Below are 16,075 nucleotides of genomic sequence, written 5' to 3' on the forward strand. Positions count from 1 at the left end.
ACATTATCACTCACCAGCCAGTTATTCATCCAAGGCAGAGGATTCCCTTTTTGCGGGAAGATAGGGTCTAGATTTAAGGCTTTGAGCCGTACATTGGTAATGTATTCCACATAGCTTTGCAAAATGCTGGTATTTAGGCCAATCATAGAGCCGTCTTTAAATAAATAAGCGGCCCACTGTTTTTCTTGTTCGGCGGCATCGCGGAAAATACCAATGACCGTTTCATGTTGTTCCTTGGCGATTTCCGCCATTTCAGGGTCATCTTCTCCACTGCGTAACAGGTTAATCATGTGCTGAGTACCTGACAAATGCAGAGCTTCATCACGCGCGATCAGTTTAATGATTTTGGCATTGCCTTCCATTAACGAACGTTCCGCAAATGAAAAGCTGCATGCAAAGGAGACGTAGAAACGAATCGCTTCCAATACATTTACCGACACAACAGTCAAATACAGTGCGGTTTTGATTTGTTTACGGAACTCAGCATCGTTTTCAATGTCGACTGAGTTCGCATACATTTTGTTGGTCAGATAAATCAGTTGGTCGTAATGTTCGGTTACGCTGATGGCACGTTTAACGATTTCTTCGTTGGTCACGATATCGTTAAACACCAAACTTGGGTCGGTCACAATGTTACGAATAATGTGGGTGTAGGAACGACTGTGAATGGTTTCAGAAAATGACCAGGTTTCGATCCAGGTTTCTAATTCTGGGATTGAGACTAACGGCAATAAAGCGACGTTAGGCGAACGACCTTGCACTGAATCCAGCAGAGTTTGATACTTTAAGTTGCTGATAAAGATATGTTTTTCATTTTCAGGCAGGTTGGCATATTCACCGCGATCGGTGGACAAATCGATTTCTTCTGGGCGCCAAAAAAAACTTAACTGTTTTTCAATTAATTTTTCAAAGATCGGGTATTTTTGTTGGTCATAGCGTGCCACGTTGACGTTTTGGCCAAAAAACATCGGCTCTTTCATCGCATCGTTTTGATTACGGCAAAAAGTGGAGTAGGTCATTTTTTCTTGGCAACTCATGATCCAGTGTTCCTATAGGTTTAAATGATAATAATTATCAAAAAATTATACGCGAAGACCACCAGGCCTGGTGGTCTTTTTAAATGAGCGCTTGATTCAAACTCAGTTTAAAGTTTGCAAGCCCCACCTGCACAACCATCATCTTCCTGCGAGTCGTCAGCGCCGTCGCGAGTGTTATGGTAATACAAGGTTTTTAGGCCCAGTTTGTAAGCGTAAAGTAAGTCTTGCAATACTTGCTTGATCGGCACACGTTCGTCCTCAAACTTGGTTGGGTCGTAGTTGGTGTTGGCCGAAATTGCTTGGTCAACAAACTTCTGCATAATGCCAACTAATTGCAAATAACCCTTGTTATCTGGGATTTTCCATAATAACTCGTAATTGTCCTTAACCTCTTTAAAGCCAGGCACCACCTGTTTTAAGATGCCGTCTTTCGATGCTTTTACCGAAATAAAACCACGTGGCGGTTCAATGCCGTTGGTTGAGTTAGTGATTTGTGACGAGGTTTCACACGGCATTAAAGCGGTTAGGGTAGAGTTACGCAAACCGTGTTTTTTAATATCGCTGCGTAAAGCTTCCCAGTCATAGTGTAAAGGTTCGTTGCAGACGTCATCCAATTCTTTTTTGTAGGTATCAATCGGCAGAATGCCTTGGGCATAGTAAGTATCCGAGAACATCTCACAAGGTGAGGTTTCTTTAGCCAGTTGATTAGACGCTTTTAACAAGTAGTATTGAATTGCTTCAAATGCGCGATGAACCAGTGCATTGGCTGAGCCGTCCGAATAACGTACATTGTGTTTAGCTAAATAATAAGCGAGGTTGGTCACACCCACACCTAAAGTGCGACGCCCATGACTGGAAATACGTGCGGCTTCGATTGGGTAATCTTGGTAATCTAGCAGGCTATCCAAGGCACGTACAATCAAGTCGGATAAATCTTCCAGCTCATCTAAGTTTTCAATCGCACCCAAGTTAAAGGCCGATAACGTACATAACGCAATTTCGCCGTTTGGATCTTCTACCGAGTTTAATGGCTTGGTTGGTAGGGCGATTTCTAAACATAGGTTTGACTGATGAATCGGGGCTTTTTTCGGATCAAACGGACTGTGAGTATTACAGTGATCGACGTTTTGAATGTAGATGCGACCAGTTTGAGCACGTTCTTGCGCTAACTGAGTAAACAGATCAATCGCTTTGACTTGTTTTTTACGAATGGTCTCATCCGCTTCATAGATTTTATAAAGGCGCTCAAACTCAACCTGATCTTCAAAAAACGCATCATACAAACCCGGTACATCTGACGGGCTGAATAAGCTAATTGTTCCGCCTTCAATCATGCGCTGGTACATGAGCTTGTTGATCTGTACACCGTAATCTAGGTGGCGCACACGGTTTTCCTCAACGCCACGGTTGTTTTTCAGTACCAATAAAGATTCGACTTCTAAATGCCAAATTGGGTAGAAAAGCGTGGCCGCACCACCACGTACTCCACCTTGCGAACAAGATTTAACGGCGGTTTGGAAGTGTTTGATAAACGGAATCATGCCTGTGTGGTAAGCTTCGCCGCCTCGGATTGGGCTGCCAATCGCGCGCAAACGACCAATATTGACACCGATACCGGCACGTTGTGAGACGTATTTAACAATAGATGACGAGGTGGCATTGATCGAGTCGAGAGAATCACCACATTCGATTAGTACACACGAACTAAACTGACGTGTCGGCGTACGTACACCGGACATAATAGGGGTTGGCAAAGACAACTTGAACTGCGAAGCGGCATCGTAAAAACGCTTCACAACACTCATTCGCAACTCACTTGGGTAGTGTGCAAATAAAGACATTGGGATCAGCATATAGATAAACTGTGGGCTTTCGTAGATTTCGCCCGTTACGCGGTTTTGGACAAGGTATTTGCCTTCCAACTGTTTAACCGCGGCATAACTGAATTCCATGTCGCGTTCATGGCGAATGTAATTATCCAGCTCATCAATTTCGGCTTTGGTGTATTTTTCAAGCAGTTCTGCATCATAGCGCTTTGCACGAACCATCTTGTTGATTTGTTCAAATAAGGCCGGTGGCGTAAAGCGCCCAAAAGCTTTTTTACGTAGGTGGAAAATAGCTAATCGCGCCGACAAGTGTTGGTAGTCGGGCGCGTTTTCGGAAATCAAGTCCGCGGCGGATTTAATGATGGTTTCATGAATGTCGGATGATTTAATACCATCATAGAACTGAATATGCGAACGCAGCTCAACTTCAGATACCGAGACATTTTCTAAGCCTTCAGCGGCCCAAGTGATGACTCGGTGAATTTTTTCTAAGTCGATTGGTTCTTTGCGACCATCGCGTTTGGTAACTTGAAGAGTGGATTTGGGCGCGCTGTCTTGGTTCGTCATGATGTCCTACTTTTTTACCTACGTTTTTAGCTGTGTATAAAATTTTTAACGGCTAAGTGTGTGAAATTTGTTTCGCTTGACATTTCATTGGCTTAGCGAGAATTCATAAAAACAGAACTTAAATTTTATCGATAATAAAGTTGTGCCTTATCAAAGAATATTCCACAACATGTAGTGATTTGTTTTTTATGTGTATCAAAATATAGTAAATTTTAGACGCGGGTGCAAGCGCTATTTTTGAGTGGTTTTACACAATATTTGATCAAATTTATTCGGTATAAATGCAATCAAAACCTTGTTAATCAGTCTTTAAGGCTGTGGATAACTTTGTGGAATATGGGTTTGTGTGTGAGCAAATATTTATTTATTGGCTCATCAAATTTTTAAGTGAATTTTTATGTAATGCAGGTTGGACTTAGAAGAGAGGGTGTGAAGTGGCTATTCGGTGTGCCGGTCGGATGTATTTTAGGTTCGGAGTAAAAAATAACCGCATCGTTCAAAGCGAGGGTTATTTAATTTTATAACTGATGTTCACCGCAGGTTTGGTTGCGTCCATTTTGCTTGGCTAGATAGAGTGCTTGGTCCGCGCGGTCAAATAGCTGGTCTGTGGTTTCACCGGCTTTATATTGCGATACCCCAAATGAGCTGGTGAATTGTAAGGGTAGAGCATGACCTTTAACACTTAACACCTTACTGGCGATGCGTTTACGAATTTTTTCACTGATATTGAGCGCGTTTTTGTAACTAATGTCCGACAGTAAAATCACAAACTCTTCGCCGCCTAATCTTGCGATGGCGTCATGGCCTTTTGTTTCGGAGTGTAAGGTGCGTGCAATGTAGCGTAATACGCTGTCGCCGACTAGATGGCCATAGGTATCATTAATGCTTTTGAAGTGGTCTAGGTCGAGTAATACCATACACAAGCTTGTGCCTTCTGATTGTGCAGTTTTAATATGCTCGTTCGCCAATTCATTAAAACCGCGACGATTTGGAATGCCAGTTAATGAGTCGGTTTTAGCCAAAGCTGTAACGTGTTCTAGTTCACTTTTTAATTTTTTGATAATTTGAGCTGAATCATTGATCTGCTGTTGAAGCGTTTGCGTGTTGTTGGTTATTTTTCGAATCGGCGGCAAGATGTTTTGATTCAAACAATGCATAATTTCATCGTGAGTTTGGCATGCTTGCAGGCAAGCAATATTATCCATTAATACTTGGTGATGCTGTTCGGATTCTGAAGACCAGCTTTCGAGGTGTTCTAATACTTCGTGAATCAATTGGCTCACTTCATCGGTGGGTAGGTGTTGGTTGATTATGCGTTTGAGTAGCTCACGGAATAATGGCCGAACAGATTCATCGGTATAGTCATGATGTTTAATTAGGTTGGCAAGCTCATCGGCAAACTCTGGGTCAGTTTGACTAACCATTTCATAAAGTAACGTAAAATGAACTGGTGTAGAAGGAACATCTAGTTCATTTAACCTTTGTAAAACCTGACTGGTAATTTGTTTGGCTTGCTGAATATTGTCAGTATAGCGACAGGTTGTTTTTGACATAGTGTGCCTGCAAAGTTAATAAAGTTCGTGAAGCCAACCCACGAAGTTGATTTGTTTAGATTTACAATAGATTAAATTTATCTGGTGATTATCGCAATTAATTCGGAATTTGTCACCTTTGAGATTGGAGGTTCGATTTATGCAAAAACATGACGCGCAAAAGTTACCTGGTGATGCTTATTCTGAACGGATACGCGCTCGATTTTGGATCGTAACCGAAGAGGGCGAAGGTTATTTAGGCGTTGGTCGGATTCGATTGCTAGAAAATATTGACCAATTTGGCTCTATTAATCAAGCAGCAAAAGCTATGGGTATGTCTTATAAAAAAGCCTGGAAGCTGGTGGAGGATATGAATAAGTTGACGCACGAACCTTTGGTGTTGAGTGAAAAAGGTGGTAAATCTGGTGGTGGTACCTTTGTGACATCATTGGGTAAAGCCTATATAACGAAGTTTCATGCGTTGGAGTCGCGCTTGCGCACCTTCTTAGAAGAGGAATCGAAGATTTTCGATAATATTTAGGTGCGTTTTTGTATTTATTTGGTGCAATAGATTGGTGTGAGGGTGGTGTGAGAAGTTGTTTTATTTATTTAATGTGTTGATTTTTAATAGTGTTTTAATGTTTTGGCATTTAATAAGCTATAAGTTGTTTGAGATTTTTAATCTTTCACAACAAAAAAGGAAAACACAAATGAAACAGACAGCTAAATTAAAAACATTAGTTCTTTCAATGGCCGTAGCCGGTTCTTCAATCGCTGCTTTAGCACCTGCTACAACCCAAGCTGGTGTGTCAGGTAACGTTGGTGTGGTATCTCAATATATTTTCCGTGGTATTCCACAATCTGATGGTGCTGCAGCTGCTCAAGCCGGTGTGGACTATGAGAATGATTCAGGTATTTATCTTGGTCTTTGGGGTTCTGAAGTTACAAACGATGAAGGCGGAGAGCTAGAGTATGATGTATATGGCGGTTGGTCTGGCGAAGTATCAGGTGTTGGCTTGTCGGCTGGTGTGACTTTGTATCGCTACACTGAAGAGTTGTGGGATAAGTCCTATGATGAAGTAAACCTTTCAGCTTCATTTGGTAATTTATCTGTTGGGCTTGATGCTGGTAACCATGTTGCAGCAGACGGTGGCGTTGATGACCATTCTTATACAATTGTTTCTGCATCCTACTCGTATGGTAGTGCCTATGGCTTGGTTGGTTCAGCAACCGACTTCTTGGGTGAAGACACAAGTTATACTTGGGTAGAGTTAGGTTATGGAGCAGAAGTTGCTGAAGGTACTGAAGTTGGTTTCTCTTTAATCAATACAATGGGGGAAGACACTGGTATTGGTAAAGATGGCGATGGCGATTTAATGATGGTGGTTGGCTTTACTAAAAGCTTTGACCTTATGTAATGGTTTAACGCGCTATTTATCCTAAATAGCGCGTCCGACTTCCTCGGTCGGATTTCCTAATTGGTATCCTCGTACCCTGTTTCGGCAGGGTTTCTTCAGGCTCTTTTGAGCCTGCTTTTTTATCTAGTATTTATTAAACTTAAAATATTTGAGCCAATCAGATGAATTGGCTTTGCATGGTTTATGGATGCCAGAGGCCGCCCAATACCGCCGGGCGTGATGCACCTGTAATCTGGGTTAAATCAATCTCAGTATGGTCGAGACGTTGCTTTGCCAGCCAAGCACACATCATGGCTTCAACCGCATTGGGGTTGAAGCCAAGTTGCTCGCTGGACTGAATAGTGAGGTTGGGTAGCTTGGTCTGTAAACCTTTTAATAGGGTTTGATTATAAGCACCACCACCGCAAATTAAACATGCGGTTTGATTAGGTAACTCTAGTTTCATTAGCTCGGCGCCAATTGTTTCAACCGTTAACTGGTTAAGGGTAGCGAGTAGGTCGGTTGGTTCAATATTTTGCGGTAAATGCTTTAACAACCAGGCCTGGTTGAATTTATCACGCCCCGTGCTTTTAGGGGTGGGTTGTTGAAAATATGGGTCAGAGAGTAACGTGTTTAGTAAAGTATGGTTAACTTGGCCTTGAGCGGCTAATTCGCCGTTTTGGTCATAGTCTAAATCAAAGGACTGTTGACAAATTTCATCCATTAATGCGTTCCCTGGCCCAGTATCAAACCCAATTACCTTATTGTCCATGTCTATGTAGCTAATGTTAGCGATGCCGCCAATATTGACTACGCAAACAGGTTTGTGATGATTGTGCAAAAGTGCCTGGTGAAAGCTGGGAGCGAGGGGGGCGCCTTGACCACCAAGCGCCATGTCATCAACTCGAAAATCTGCAACAGTGGTAATGTTGGTCTGTTTAGCAATAATGGCAGGGTGGCCAATTTGCAGGCTCATGCCCAACTCCGGTGCATGGAAAATAGTTTGGCCATGGCTACCAATAGCATGGATATTCGCAGCTTCATAGCCGTTTTGTTTGATAAGTGTTAGGGCCGCTTGGCTAAATTCACGTGCAATTTTAACCTGCAGATCAGCGAGGTCAGATAAGCGAATTTGTGTATCAAGGTTGAGTTGGGTTAGCTGAGGTTTAAGTTGCGATGGGTAGGTCAAAAAATCGATAAGTTCAATTTTGTGACTATTGTCTAAACGTACCAGTGCGGCATCAATTCCATCCGCACTGGTGCCGGACATGAGTCCGATGAAAAGTGATTTATTCAAAGTTTAAGGCCAGCTGTGTTAATTCAGGGTCAAAGCGGGTTAATTGACTATGCATAATAGAAGCATATTGATCAAATTCATTGCGATGTGCGGCTAGCACCGGTTCGGCATCTGGGAATTTCACTTTTAAAGGATCACGATGCACGCCATTAATACGGAATTCATAGTGTAAGTGAGGGCCGGTTGCCAAGCCAGTTTTACCGACATAGCCAATGATATCGCCTTGTTTGACACTCTGTCCACGGCTGGCTTTGCCATAACGTGATAAGTGAGCATAAACGGTTTCATAGCGTCCAGCATGTTTGATGATGACCTTTTTTCCGTAACCGCCGTTCCAGCCTTTGTAGGTGACGACACCGTCACCAGCGGCATAAATCGGTGTGCCGGTTGGTGCTGCATAATCGACACCTTTATGGTCGCGCGTTTCTTGTAATACCGGGTGATGTCGACCGCGCTGGAAGCGAGAGCTAATACGGGTGTAGTTGATGGGGTTGCGCATAAAAGCTTTTCGCAGGTTTTGACCATTTTCGTCATAATAGCCAATTAATTGATTTTCAATTTCAAGACGGAAAGCGCGAACTTTGCGTTGACCGCCAACAGTTAGTTCGGCGGCTAAAATGTTGCCATCACCTAGCAATTCGTCGTTTAAATAACGCTGCTCATAAATGATTTTAAATTCATCACCGCTTCTAAGTTCACGCACAAAATCTACTTCCCATGCAAATAGATCAGCTAGATTCATAATGGTGCGAGGGCTTAAGCCTGCTGATTCACCAGCGATATAAAAAGAATCATGAATTGTTGCGGAGGCCATTTTTATTTTGGTATCAACCGTCTTGTGATTTTCATAGATATGAAACTCATTATCTTGTTTTTCAAGGTGATAGCTCAGAATGCGGCTACGATCCATGTCAATTTTTTGTAATTGATTGTTTTCATCGGTCCAGATAATCAGTTTGTCACCGACTCGGAGGTCTGTGAAAAGTTCAGAATGGTCTGATTGACTAATTTTTAGAGCGGTTTGTGCTGTGTCCGCTACTTGATCTAAGGCGTGACTAAGCGTTTGATTAGGGCGGACAATAAACTCGAATTTATTTAGTGAAGTACTTTGGTTGTCGGCTTTTGTTGACGGTGCCAGGGTTTGAGTTTGGGTAGGCAAGGCCAAAGTTTGTGTTTTAAATTCGGTTTGTGCGTGGGCTAAATTGACAGGTAAGGTGATTAAAAATGCCAAGCTAATCCATTGTAAAGCCCGGCAAAACGGGTTTATTTCTTCATATCGCATAGCAATGCCTACTCCTTTCGCGTTTTTCTAATCGAGTAGAAAAATCTTATTATGGTTTTTGTGAGTCGATTATAGCCCACAAAAGTTGTGCGAGTGAAGTAGGAAAGTCAAAAAAGTTAAGTTTTTTTTATAAAAACGAACAAATTAGTTTTTGGTGGCGCCAATTTGAATGTAAATGAGCAGATGGTCTAATTCTGATTTGACGTTTAGTAGTTGGTGTCGATTTACTTTACACCAGCTGCGAATGTCTTTTTCGGCACCTGGATCAGTGCACGCAATTTCAATTTGATCGCCAGCTGGAAGCTGACGCACTAATTGTTGAAGTTTGATGACGGGCATTGGGCACTTTAAGCCTTTTGCGTCGAGTTGATGCGTGTTCATCTAGTTTCCTTTAGGGTATAATCAGGCTAATTTTTTGTTAGAAATATACGGCAATTACACCCGAGCGCGCTAGTTCAAGTGTTCAAGCTTAGGTTTCGTGATGGCGTAGATTATTGTCTAGGGGTTCTTTTGTGTCAAACGCTAATAACCGCACAGCGGATATCCATACTTTTCAGGGCTTAATTCAAAGTCTGCAATCCTTTTGGGCTGACCAGGGCTGCGTTGTGATGCAACCCTATGATAATGAGATGGGCGCCGGTACTTTTCATCCAGCTACTTTTTTACGTTCAATTGGTCCAGAGCCATGGCGCGCGGCCTATGTTCAGCCAAGTCGTCGTCCAACCGATGGCCGTTATGGTGAGAACCCGAACCGGTTGCAGCATTATTATCAGTTTCAAGTGATGCTGAAGCCTTCGCCAGAAAATATCCAAGAGTTGTATTTAGATTCGTTAAAAATGCTGGGTTTAGATCCGTTAGAGCATGATATTCGTTTTGTTGAAGATAACTGGGAATCCCCCACATTAGGTGCTTGGGGATTAGGTTGGGAAGTTTGGTTAAATGGTATGGAAGTCACCCAGTTTACCTATTTTCAGCAAGTCGGGGGGTTAGAGTGTCGCCCGGTTACTGGCGAGATCACCTATGGCCTTGAACGCATTGCCATGTATCTGCAAGGTGTGAACAGTGTTTATGATTTGGTTTGGGTAGATGGGCCCGGCGGCAAGGTCACTTATGGTGATGTGTTCCATCAAAATGAAGTTGAGATGTCGACCTATAACTTTGAGTATGCCAATACCGACGTATTATTCCGTCAGTTTGATGAGTGTGAGCAAGCCTTTACTCAGTTGATTGAAGCCAAATTGCCTTTGCCTGCTTATGAACAGGTTTTAAAGGCGTCTCATACCTTTAACTTATTAGATGCACGTCATGCGATCAGTGTGACAGAACGAGCACGTTTTATTGGGCGTGTGCGCACGATGGCGCGAGCGGTAGCCGAAGCCTATTACGCTGGCCGCGAAGCCTTAGGCTTCCCATTAGTGAAACACCCGCAGGAGACATCAGTATGAGTTCGGTTCGCGAAGATTTTTTAGTTGAAATTGGCACAGAAGAGTTGCCACCTAAAGCCCTCAAAAAATTATCAGAAGCCTTTGCGCAGGGTTTAACGGATGGTCTTAATCAGGCCGATTTAAAATTTGAAAGCGTCAAAGTTTACGCCGCACCACGCCGTTTAGCTGTTTGGATTAGTGCGCTGGATCTTGCGCAAGCTGATAAAGTGGTTGAGCGCAAAGGGCCAGCCAAAAAAGCCGCCTTTGATGCCGATGGTAACCCGACAAAAGCCTTGCAAGGTTTTGCGCGTTCTTGTGATGTAGACGTAGCGGATTTAATGGAAGTTGAAACCGATAAAGGTACCTGGATGGTGTATGAGCAGGCGGTAAAAGGTCAAGCGACACGCGACCTATTACCAGGCCTGGTGGAAGCCTCATTGGCAAAATTGCCAATTCCAAAGCGTATGCGTTGGGGATCGTCAGAGGTTGAATTTGTGCGTCCGGTGCATTGGGTATTAATGATATTGGGTGATCAAGTTGTGCCCGCCAATATTTTAGGCAAAGTCGCTTCTAATGTAACACGCGGTCATCGTTTCCATGCGCCAGAAGAAATTGTCGTTGATACACCCGCAGACTATGCGAGCGTGCTTGAAAAACAAGGCTATGTGCTGGCTGATTTTGCCGAACGCCAAGCGGTGATTCGTCAGCAGGTGTTGAGTATTGCTAGTCAAGCCGGCGGCGAAGCCGTGATTGATGAAGATTTGCTTGAAGAAGTAACGGCATTAAACGAATGGCCAACCGCCGTAGACGGTTCGTTTGACGAAGATTTTTTAAGTGTGCCGCCAGAGTGTTTGGTTTCGGCAATGAAAGGTCATCAAAAATTCTTTCATTTGTTGGATAAGCAAGGCAAATTGCAGGCTAAGTTTATTACGGTGTGCAATATTGAGAGTAGCAATCCGCAATCTGTGATTTCGGGTAATGAGCGTGTGATTCGTCCGCGTTTGTCGGATGCAAAGTTTTTCTGGAATCAAGATCGAAAGCAGCCGTTGGATGATTTATTACCGAGTTTAAAAACTGTGGTGTTCCAGCAAAAATTAGGCACTTTATATGACAAGATTGAACGGTTAGAAAGTTTGGCGGTCAAAATTGCACGCCCATTAGGTGTGGCTAGTGAATTGGCTGAACGTGCCGCGCGTTTATCAAAATGCGATTTAATGACCTTGATGGTGGGTGAGTTCCCTGAGTTACAGGGTGTGATGGGGCGTTATTATGCGTTAGCTCAAAATGAGCATGCTGATGTGGCCGACAGTATAGATCAGCAATACAAGCCACGTTTTGGTGGTGACGACTTGCCAGAAACCGCTTTAGCTCAAACCTTAGCGATTGCAGATAAACTCGATACGATCACGGGTATTTATGGCATTGGTGAATTGCCAACGGGTGATAAAGATCCGTTTGCTTTGCGTCGTGCCGCACTGGGCTTAATCCGAATTATGATCGAAAAAGAGCTGGATTTGGATTTGCAGTATTTAATCGAAGCCAGTTTAAAGTTGCATCCAAAAGTCGAGTCATCGCCTGAATTGGTTAATGCGATTTATGACTTTATTATCAGTCGCCTGAAAGCTTATTATGCGGATCAAGGTATTAGTGCGGAAGCGTTTGAAGCGGTGCGCGTATGTCGTCCGGCGCATCCGATCGACTTTTCAAAACGTATCGAAGCCGTACGTGCGTTTGCGGCTTTACCCGCCGCCGAGAGTTTGAGTGCCGCCAACAAACGTATTCAGAATATCTTGCGCAAAATTGATGGCGAATGGCCAGTGGATGTGGATTCGAGCTTGTTTGAACAAGCGGCCGAAACCCAACTTTGGCAGGCGATTGAGGCCTTGCGTGAACAGGTTAGTTCACAAATCGCCGAGCGGGATTACACACAAGCCTTAACCACCTTGGCGCAAATTCGTGAACCGGTTGATCAATTTTTTGATCAAGTGATGGTGATGGCCGAAGATGAAGCTTTAAAACGTAACCGTTTAGCGATGCTGAATCAGATTCATCAACTCTTTTTGGCCGTGGCTGATATTTCACGTTTGTAGTTCAAAGCAGCTCAAATCAACTAATAAAAACCACCAGGCCTGGTGGTTTTTTGTAAGTTAGTAAATTAGGAGGCGAATACACGCGCATGGCAAAGATTATAGTGCTGGATCGAGATGGCGTGATTAATGAGGATTCGGATAACTTCATTAAATCGGCGGATGAATGGCAGCCGATCGCAGGGAGTTTAGAAGCGATCAGTCGTTTAAATAAAGCCGGCTGGACGGTCGCCGTGGCCACTAATCAATCTGGTATTAAACGCGGTTATTATGACCGTGCTACCTTGAGTCAAATGCATATGAAAATGCAGCACCTATTGCATACACACGGCGGCCGAGTCGATTGGATCAATTATTCACCCTATTTAAGTGATTGTGGGTCAGTGTGTCGTAAGCCGTTGGATGGCATGTTACGCGCGATTGAGTTACGTTATGCATGCCGTTTAAATGACGTTCCAATGGTGGGCGATAGTTTAGGTGATATTCAAGCGGCTCAAATGTTGGGTTTGCAACCTTTTCTCGTTCGAACCGGAAAGGGTGAGCGTAGTTTAGCTTCGGGTGATAAATGTTTGCAAAACGTCCCGGTTTATGCGAACTTATACGAATTCGTTGAGGAGTGGTTAGCTTGAAAATAGTGTTGTTTTTGCGATCTTTGGCCTTTGAAATCGGGCGTGCACTTCTGACTTTTGTGTTTGGTATCTTAGCTCAACTCTTATGGATCACACCTGTTAGAGTGCGTTATGCGTTTTTACAAAATTGGACAGCACTGACGCTCTGGTGGTTAAAAGTCACCTGCGGTTTAACTTATCGCGTGCAGGGTAAAGAGCATATAGATGTCACTCAACCCAGTATTATTATGGCGCACCACGAATCTGCTTGGGAGACGATAGCGATTCAACGCGTGTTTCCACGTCAAAATTATGTATTAAAAAAAGAAATTCTACAGATTCCCATTTTTGGTTGGACCATGGCCATGTTAAAGCCGATCGCGATTGATCGTAAAGCCGGCCGCCAAGCATTAAAACAATTGATTGAACAAGGGCGCACCCAACTATTGAAGCGGCGAGACTGGATTGTGATTTTTCCAGAAGGCACGCGTGTGCCAACCGGTACGACGGGAAAAATCAACAAAGGGGCGGCCATGTTAGCAAAAGAAACTGGCGTGCCAGTTTATTTGGTAGCGCACAATGCGGGTCAGTTTTGGCCTAAAAATAGCTTTATTCGTAAGGCCGGGGTGATTGATATGTATATCAGTCCACCTTTGGATACAGAGAAGATGAGTGTTGAAGAGATTAATCAAGCGGCACGTAATTGGTATCAATCACACCAAACGCCCGATTTAACAGAAAAATAAGGTTGCATTATGAGTAAATCTGCCACAATTCTGGGTTTGTTATTTGGCTTAATCATTGTGCTATTGAGTATGGTGGATAAGGACAGCGGTCAAATTATCGGTTCATTTTTTAACTGGCAAGGTTTATTAGTGGTTTTAGGTGGCACCTTGGCTGCCGTATTGGTGAATTACCCATTAAATATGCTGAGTTGCGTGTTTCGTGGCTTTATCAAGGTGGTGGTGTCTGAGCCGAGTAAAGTGGATAAAATTATTCATGAAATTGAGCGGTTGAGCCATATTTCACACAAACAAGGCTTACTCAGTCTTGAGCGTGAAATTGATAATGTAGACGACGATTTTTTACGTTTTTCATTAACAGAAATGATGGTTTATCAAGACCAAAGTCAATTGCTTGCGAGTGTTAATAACCGTCAATACAATACTCAACTTCGTCATATGCAATGCCAAGAACTGTTTAATAATATGGCTTCTTACTCGCCAGCATTCGGCATGATGGGGACAGTTATGGGGTTGATTATTATGATGACCTCACATGTGGGGGGCGCGGGCGGTGATGTCTATGAAGGTGGCTCTGAAGATATGTTGGCTGGCCTGTTATCGGGCATGGGCTTGGCTTTGGTTACCACTTTTTATGGCGTATTATTTGCCAACTTGTTTTACATTCCGGTCGCCGGCAAACTCAAGGTTTTATCCGAAGCCGAAACGCTAAAAAATGAAGTGATTATTCGAGGGGTCGTCGGCTTAAAGCTTGGACAATCGCCCATGTTGGTGATGGAAAGTATGCTCAGTTTTGTAAATGAGAAAACCAAAGAACGGCTTGAAAATCGTCATTAATCATGAGCTTTAGGAGGCTGAGATGTCGGTAAAACCTAACTCTGCTCTGATTACTCATGAACAACTTCAAATCAGTGCTTTTAAACGTAATCGTATCTGGATGATGACGTTTGCAGACGTCTTCACCGCTTTGTTGACGTTTTTTGTATTGATTATGACCATTTCTGAAATGGAAACCATCCCTCCCAAGCGTGCTTATCAAAAGATTATGACCGGTCTTCATAATGAGGTGCGCGAAATCAAACATCGAGATAGTTTGGCCTGGATGGAAGTGGAAAACACCTATTCAAAAGGTATACGAATCACAATTGATCCGCAGCTTTTTGAAAGTGCCCCTTTGTTTGAACCCGCTCGAGCCGATATTAATCCGCGTTATTACCCTTATTTAAATGAACTATCTCGTGTGCTGAATGAGCTGGAGTTAGACCAGATTAATCAGCGTTATGCGCGTTGGGTCAAAATGATTGAACAAGGTGGGTTTGAAGTGACGTTCACTATGAGTATTGAAGGACACACTGATGCGATCCCTTTGGCAGCGGGTGCACGTTATCGTGACAATATTGAGCTCAGTACACACCGTGCGTATGAATTAATGCAATATTTGCAGGCAAGGGTGAGTTTAGCGCCGAGTGTTTATTCGATGGCGGGCTATGGCAGTTTCCATCCGATTACCGACAATCCAAACGATGCTGAAAATCGACGCATCGAGCTCTACCTTGTCCCTCAAATGATTGATCCGGTGCCAGTATTGGAGTCTGAGTTGTGAGCGCGGCCTCTTTAAAAGCTCGGAGCGGTTGGCTGTTATCCTTTGCTGATGTGGTGACTTTGCTGATCACTTTTTTCATTATGATGTTGGCACTGAATCATACGGAGATTTCACGTATTCAAAACTGGACAGATGACCAGTTGGATCAAAGTTATTTGAGTTTGTCTGAGGCGGTGCAAAACCATAACCTGCAATACATTAACGTTAACCGCAATACTCAGGGGATATTTTTGTCGATTTCCCATCCTGAATCATTTGAACGCGGCGGATTTGAAGTCTCACCAGGCCTGGCAGCGGAACTATCGCAAGTGTCTGCTTGGCTGCCAGATATTGCGGTATTTAATGCGCATAAAACCGGGCAGGGGCAGCGTATTATTCAGCAAGCCGATCAGGATGGCATGGATTGGCGTGTTGAAGTGGTGGTAGAAGGACATACGGATAATGATCCAATTCCAAGCGGTTCAATTTTACGCAACAACTGGTTTTTAAGTACCATGCGAGCCCAAAATGTGATGCAGTTGTTGCATCGTAACTCAGGGTTGCGTAATGACTATTTTTCGGTGGCTGGTTTTGGTGAGCACCGTCCTGTAGCCAGCAACGAAACCTTAGAAGGCAAAGGTCAAAATCGACGCGTCAATGTCGTGATCAATGCGGGCTTTACTCGTCAGTAGC

Annotated in this window: 15 protein-coding genes; 9 read left to right on the forward strand and 6 right to left on the reverse strand. The window is 43.5% G+C overall.

What is annotated here, in order from left to right; genetic code table 11:
* The 3 genes from nrdB to VIM91_RS00115 all read right to left on the reverse strand — a co-directional run.
* Window positions 1–1,037: class Ia ribonucleoside-diphosphate reductase subunit beta (gene nrdB / locus VIM91_RS00105; RefSeq protein ID WP_331862810.1), on the reverse strand; the 1,037-nt coding region annotated here is incomplete at its 3' end.
* Between the two features lie 107 nt (window positions 1,038–1,144).
* Window positions 1,145–3,430, reverse strand: a complete 2,286-nt coding sequence (gene nrdA / locus VIM91_RS00110; RefSeq protein ID WP_331862811.1) for a class 1a ribonucleoside-diphosphate reductase subunit alpha — start codon at window positions 3,428–3,430, stop codon at window positions 1,145–1,147.
* Between the two features lie 518 nt (window positions 3,431–3,948).
* On the reverse strand, window positions 3,949–4,983 hold the full coding sequence (locus tag VIM91_RS00115; RefSeq protein WP_331862812.1) for a GGDEF domain-containing protein: 1,035 nt from the start codon (window positions 4,981–4,983) through the stop codon (window positions 3,949–3,951).
* Window positions 4,984–5,122: 139 nt separating this feature from the next.
* On the opposite strand from VIM91_RS00115, the gene VIM91_RS00120 reads away from it, so the two are divergent.
* Window positions 5,123–5,503, forward strand: coding sequence for a ModE family transcriptional regulator (locus VIM91_RS00120; protein ID WP_331862813.1), 381 nt, complete (start codon window positions 5,123–5,125; stop codon window positions 5,501–5,503).
* 55 nt (window positions 5,504–5,558) lie between these two features.
* The gene (locus tag VIM91_RS00125) at window positions 5,559–6,380 is read left to right on the forward strand and encodes a TorF family putative porin (RefSeq protein WP_331862814.1); all 822 of its coding nucleotides are present in this window, start codon (window positions 5,559–5,561) and stop codon (window positions 6,378–6,380) included.
* A 181-nt stretch (window positions 6,381–6,561) separates the two neighbouring features.
* Here VIM91_RS00125 and VIM91_RS00130 read toward each other — a convergent pair whose 3' ends face one another.
* The 3 genes from VIM91_RS00130 to VIM91_RS00140 all read right to left on the reverse strand — a co-directional run bounded on the left by VIM91_RS00130 (window position 6,562) and on the right by VIM91_RS00140 (window position 9,319).
* Window positions 6,562–7,656, reverse strand: coding sequence for an anhydro-N-acetylmuramic acid kinase (locus VIM91_RS00130; protein WP_331862815.1), 1,095 nt, complete (start codon window positions 7,654–7,656; stop codon window positions 6,562–6,564).
* Window positions 7,649–8,938 carry a M23 family metallopeptidase gene (locus VIM91_RS00135; protein WP_331862816.1) on the reverse strand — a complete coding sequence of 430 codons (1,290 nt, stop codon included), beginning with the start codon at window positions 8,936–8,938 and terminating at the stop codon, window positions 7,649–7,651. Before VIM91_RS00135 ends, VIM91_RS00130 begins: the two co-directional genes overlap by 8 nt.
* A gap of 144 nt (window positions 8,939–9,082) precedes the next feature.
* On the reverse strand, window positions 9,083–9,319 hold the full coding sequence (locus VIM91_RS00140) for a sulfurtransferase TusA family protein (protein ID WP_331862817.1): 237 nt from the start codon (window positions 9,317–9,319) through the stop codon (window positions 9,083–9,085).
* A gap of 131 nt (window positions 9,320–9,450) precedes the next feature.
* Between VIM91_RS00140 and glyQ the strand changes: the two genes are divergently transcribed.
* The 7 genes from glyQ (at window position 9,451) to VIM91_RS00175 (ending at window position 16,074) form a co-directional block, all read left to right on the forward strand.
* Entirely contained in the window at window positions 9,451–10,383 is a 933-nt protein-coding gene (gene glyQ / locus VIM91_RS00145) for a glycine--tRNA ligase subunit alpha (RefSeq protein WP_331862818.1), read from the forward strand.
* Window positions 10,380–12,452: a glycine--tRNA ligase subunit beta gene (gene glyS, locus VIM91_RS00150; protein WP_331862819.1), complete on the forward strand. Its 2,073-nt coding sequence runs from the start codon at window positions 10,380–10,382 to the stop codon at window positions 12,450–12,452. Before glyQ ends, glyS begins: the two co-directional genes overlap by 4 nt.
* Window positions 12,453–12,538: 86 nt before the next feature.
* Window positions 12,539–13,078, forward strand: coding sequence for a D-glycero-beta-D-manno-heptose 1,7-bisphosphate 7-phosphatase (gene gmhB / locus VIM91_RS00155; RefSeq protein WP_331862820.1), 540 nt, complete (start codon window positions 12,539–12,541; stop codon window positions 13,076–13,078).
* Window positions 13,079–13,083: 5 nt separating this feature from the next.
* Window positions 13,084–13,803, forward strand: a complete 720-nt coding sequence (locus VIM91_RS00160) for a lysophospholipid acyltransferase family protein (protein ID WP_331862843.1) — start codon at window positions 13,084–13,086, stop codon at window positions 13,801–13,803.
* A 9-nt stretch (window positions 13,804–13,812) separates the two neighbouring features.
* Window positions 13,813–14,637, forward strand: coding sequence for a motility protein A (locus tag VIM91_RS00165; RefSeq protein ID WP_331862821.1), 825 nt, complete (start codon window positions 13,813–13,815; stop codon window positions 14,635–14,637).
* A 22-nt stretch (window positions 14,638–14,659) separates the two neighbouring features.
* A complete protein-coding gene (locus VIM91_RS00170) occupies window positions 14,660–15,403 on the forward strand; it encodes an OmpA/MotB family protein (protein WP_331862822.1) in 744 nt (247 codons plus the stop codon).
* On the forward strand, window positions 15,400–16,074 hold the full coding sequence (locus tag VIM91_RS00175; protein ID WP_331862823.1) for an OmpA/MotB family protein: 675 nt from the start codon (window positions 15,400–15,402) through the stop codon (window positions 16,072–16,074). The genes VIM91_RS00170 and VIM91_RS00175 overlap by 4 nt, the downstream gene beginning before the upstream one ends.
* The last annotated feature ends 1 nt before the right edge of the window (window position 16,075 follow it).

The organism is Thiomicrospira sp. (assembly GCF_036568485.1).
Classification (GTDB): Bacteria; Pseudomonadota; Gammaproteobacteria; order Thiomicrospirales; family Thiomicrospiraceae; genus Thiomicrospira.

Coding starts and splice junctions, on each gene's coding strand:
- nrdA (WP_331862811.1), bottom strand. CDS start 3,430: ATGACGAACCAAGACAGCGCGCCCAAATCCACTCTTCAAGTTACCAAA.
- VIM91_RS00115 (WP_331862812.1), bottom strand. CDS start 4,983: ATGTCAAAAACAACCTGTCGCTATACTGACAATATTCAGCAAGCCAAA.
- VIM91_RS00120 (WP_331862813.1), top strand. CDS start 5,123: ATGCAAAAACATGACGCGCAAAAGTTACCTGGTGATGCTTATTCTGAA.
- VIM91_RS00135 (WP_331862816.1), bottom strand. CDS start 8,938: ATGCGATATGAAGAAATAAACCCGTTTTGCCGGGCTTTACAATGGATT.
- VIM91_RS00140 (WP_331862817.1), bottom strand. CDS start 9,319: ATGAACACGCATCAACTCGACGCAAAAGGCTTAAAGTGCCCAATGCCC.
- glyS (WP_331862819.1), top strand. CDS start 10,380: ATGAGTTCGGTTCGCGAAGATTTTTTAGTTGAAATTGGCACAGAAGAG.
- gmhB (WP_331862820.1), top strand. CDS start 12,539: ATGGCAAAGATTATAGTGCTGGATCGAGATGGCGTGATTAATGAGGAT.
- VIM91_RS00165 (WP_331862821.1), top strand. CDS start 13,813: ATGAGTAAATCTGCCACAATTCTGGGTTTGTTATTTGGCTTAATCATT.
- VIM91_RS00170 (WP_331862822.1), top strand. CDS start 14,660: ATGTCGGTAAAACCTAACTCTGCTCTGATTACTCATGAACAACTTCAA.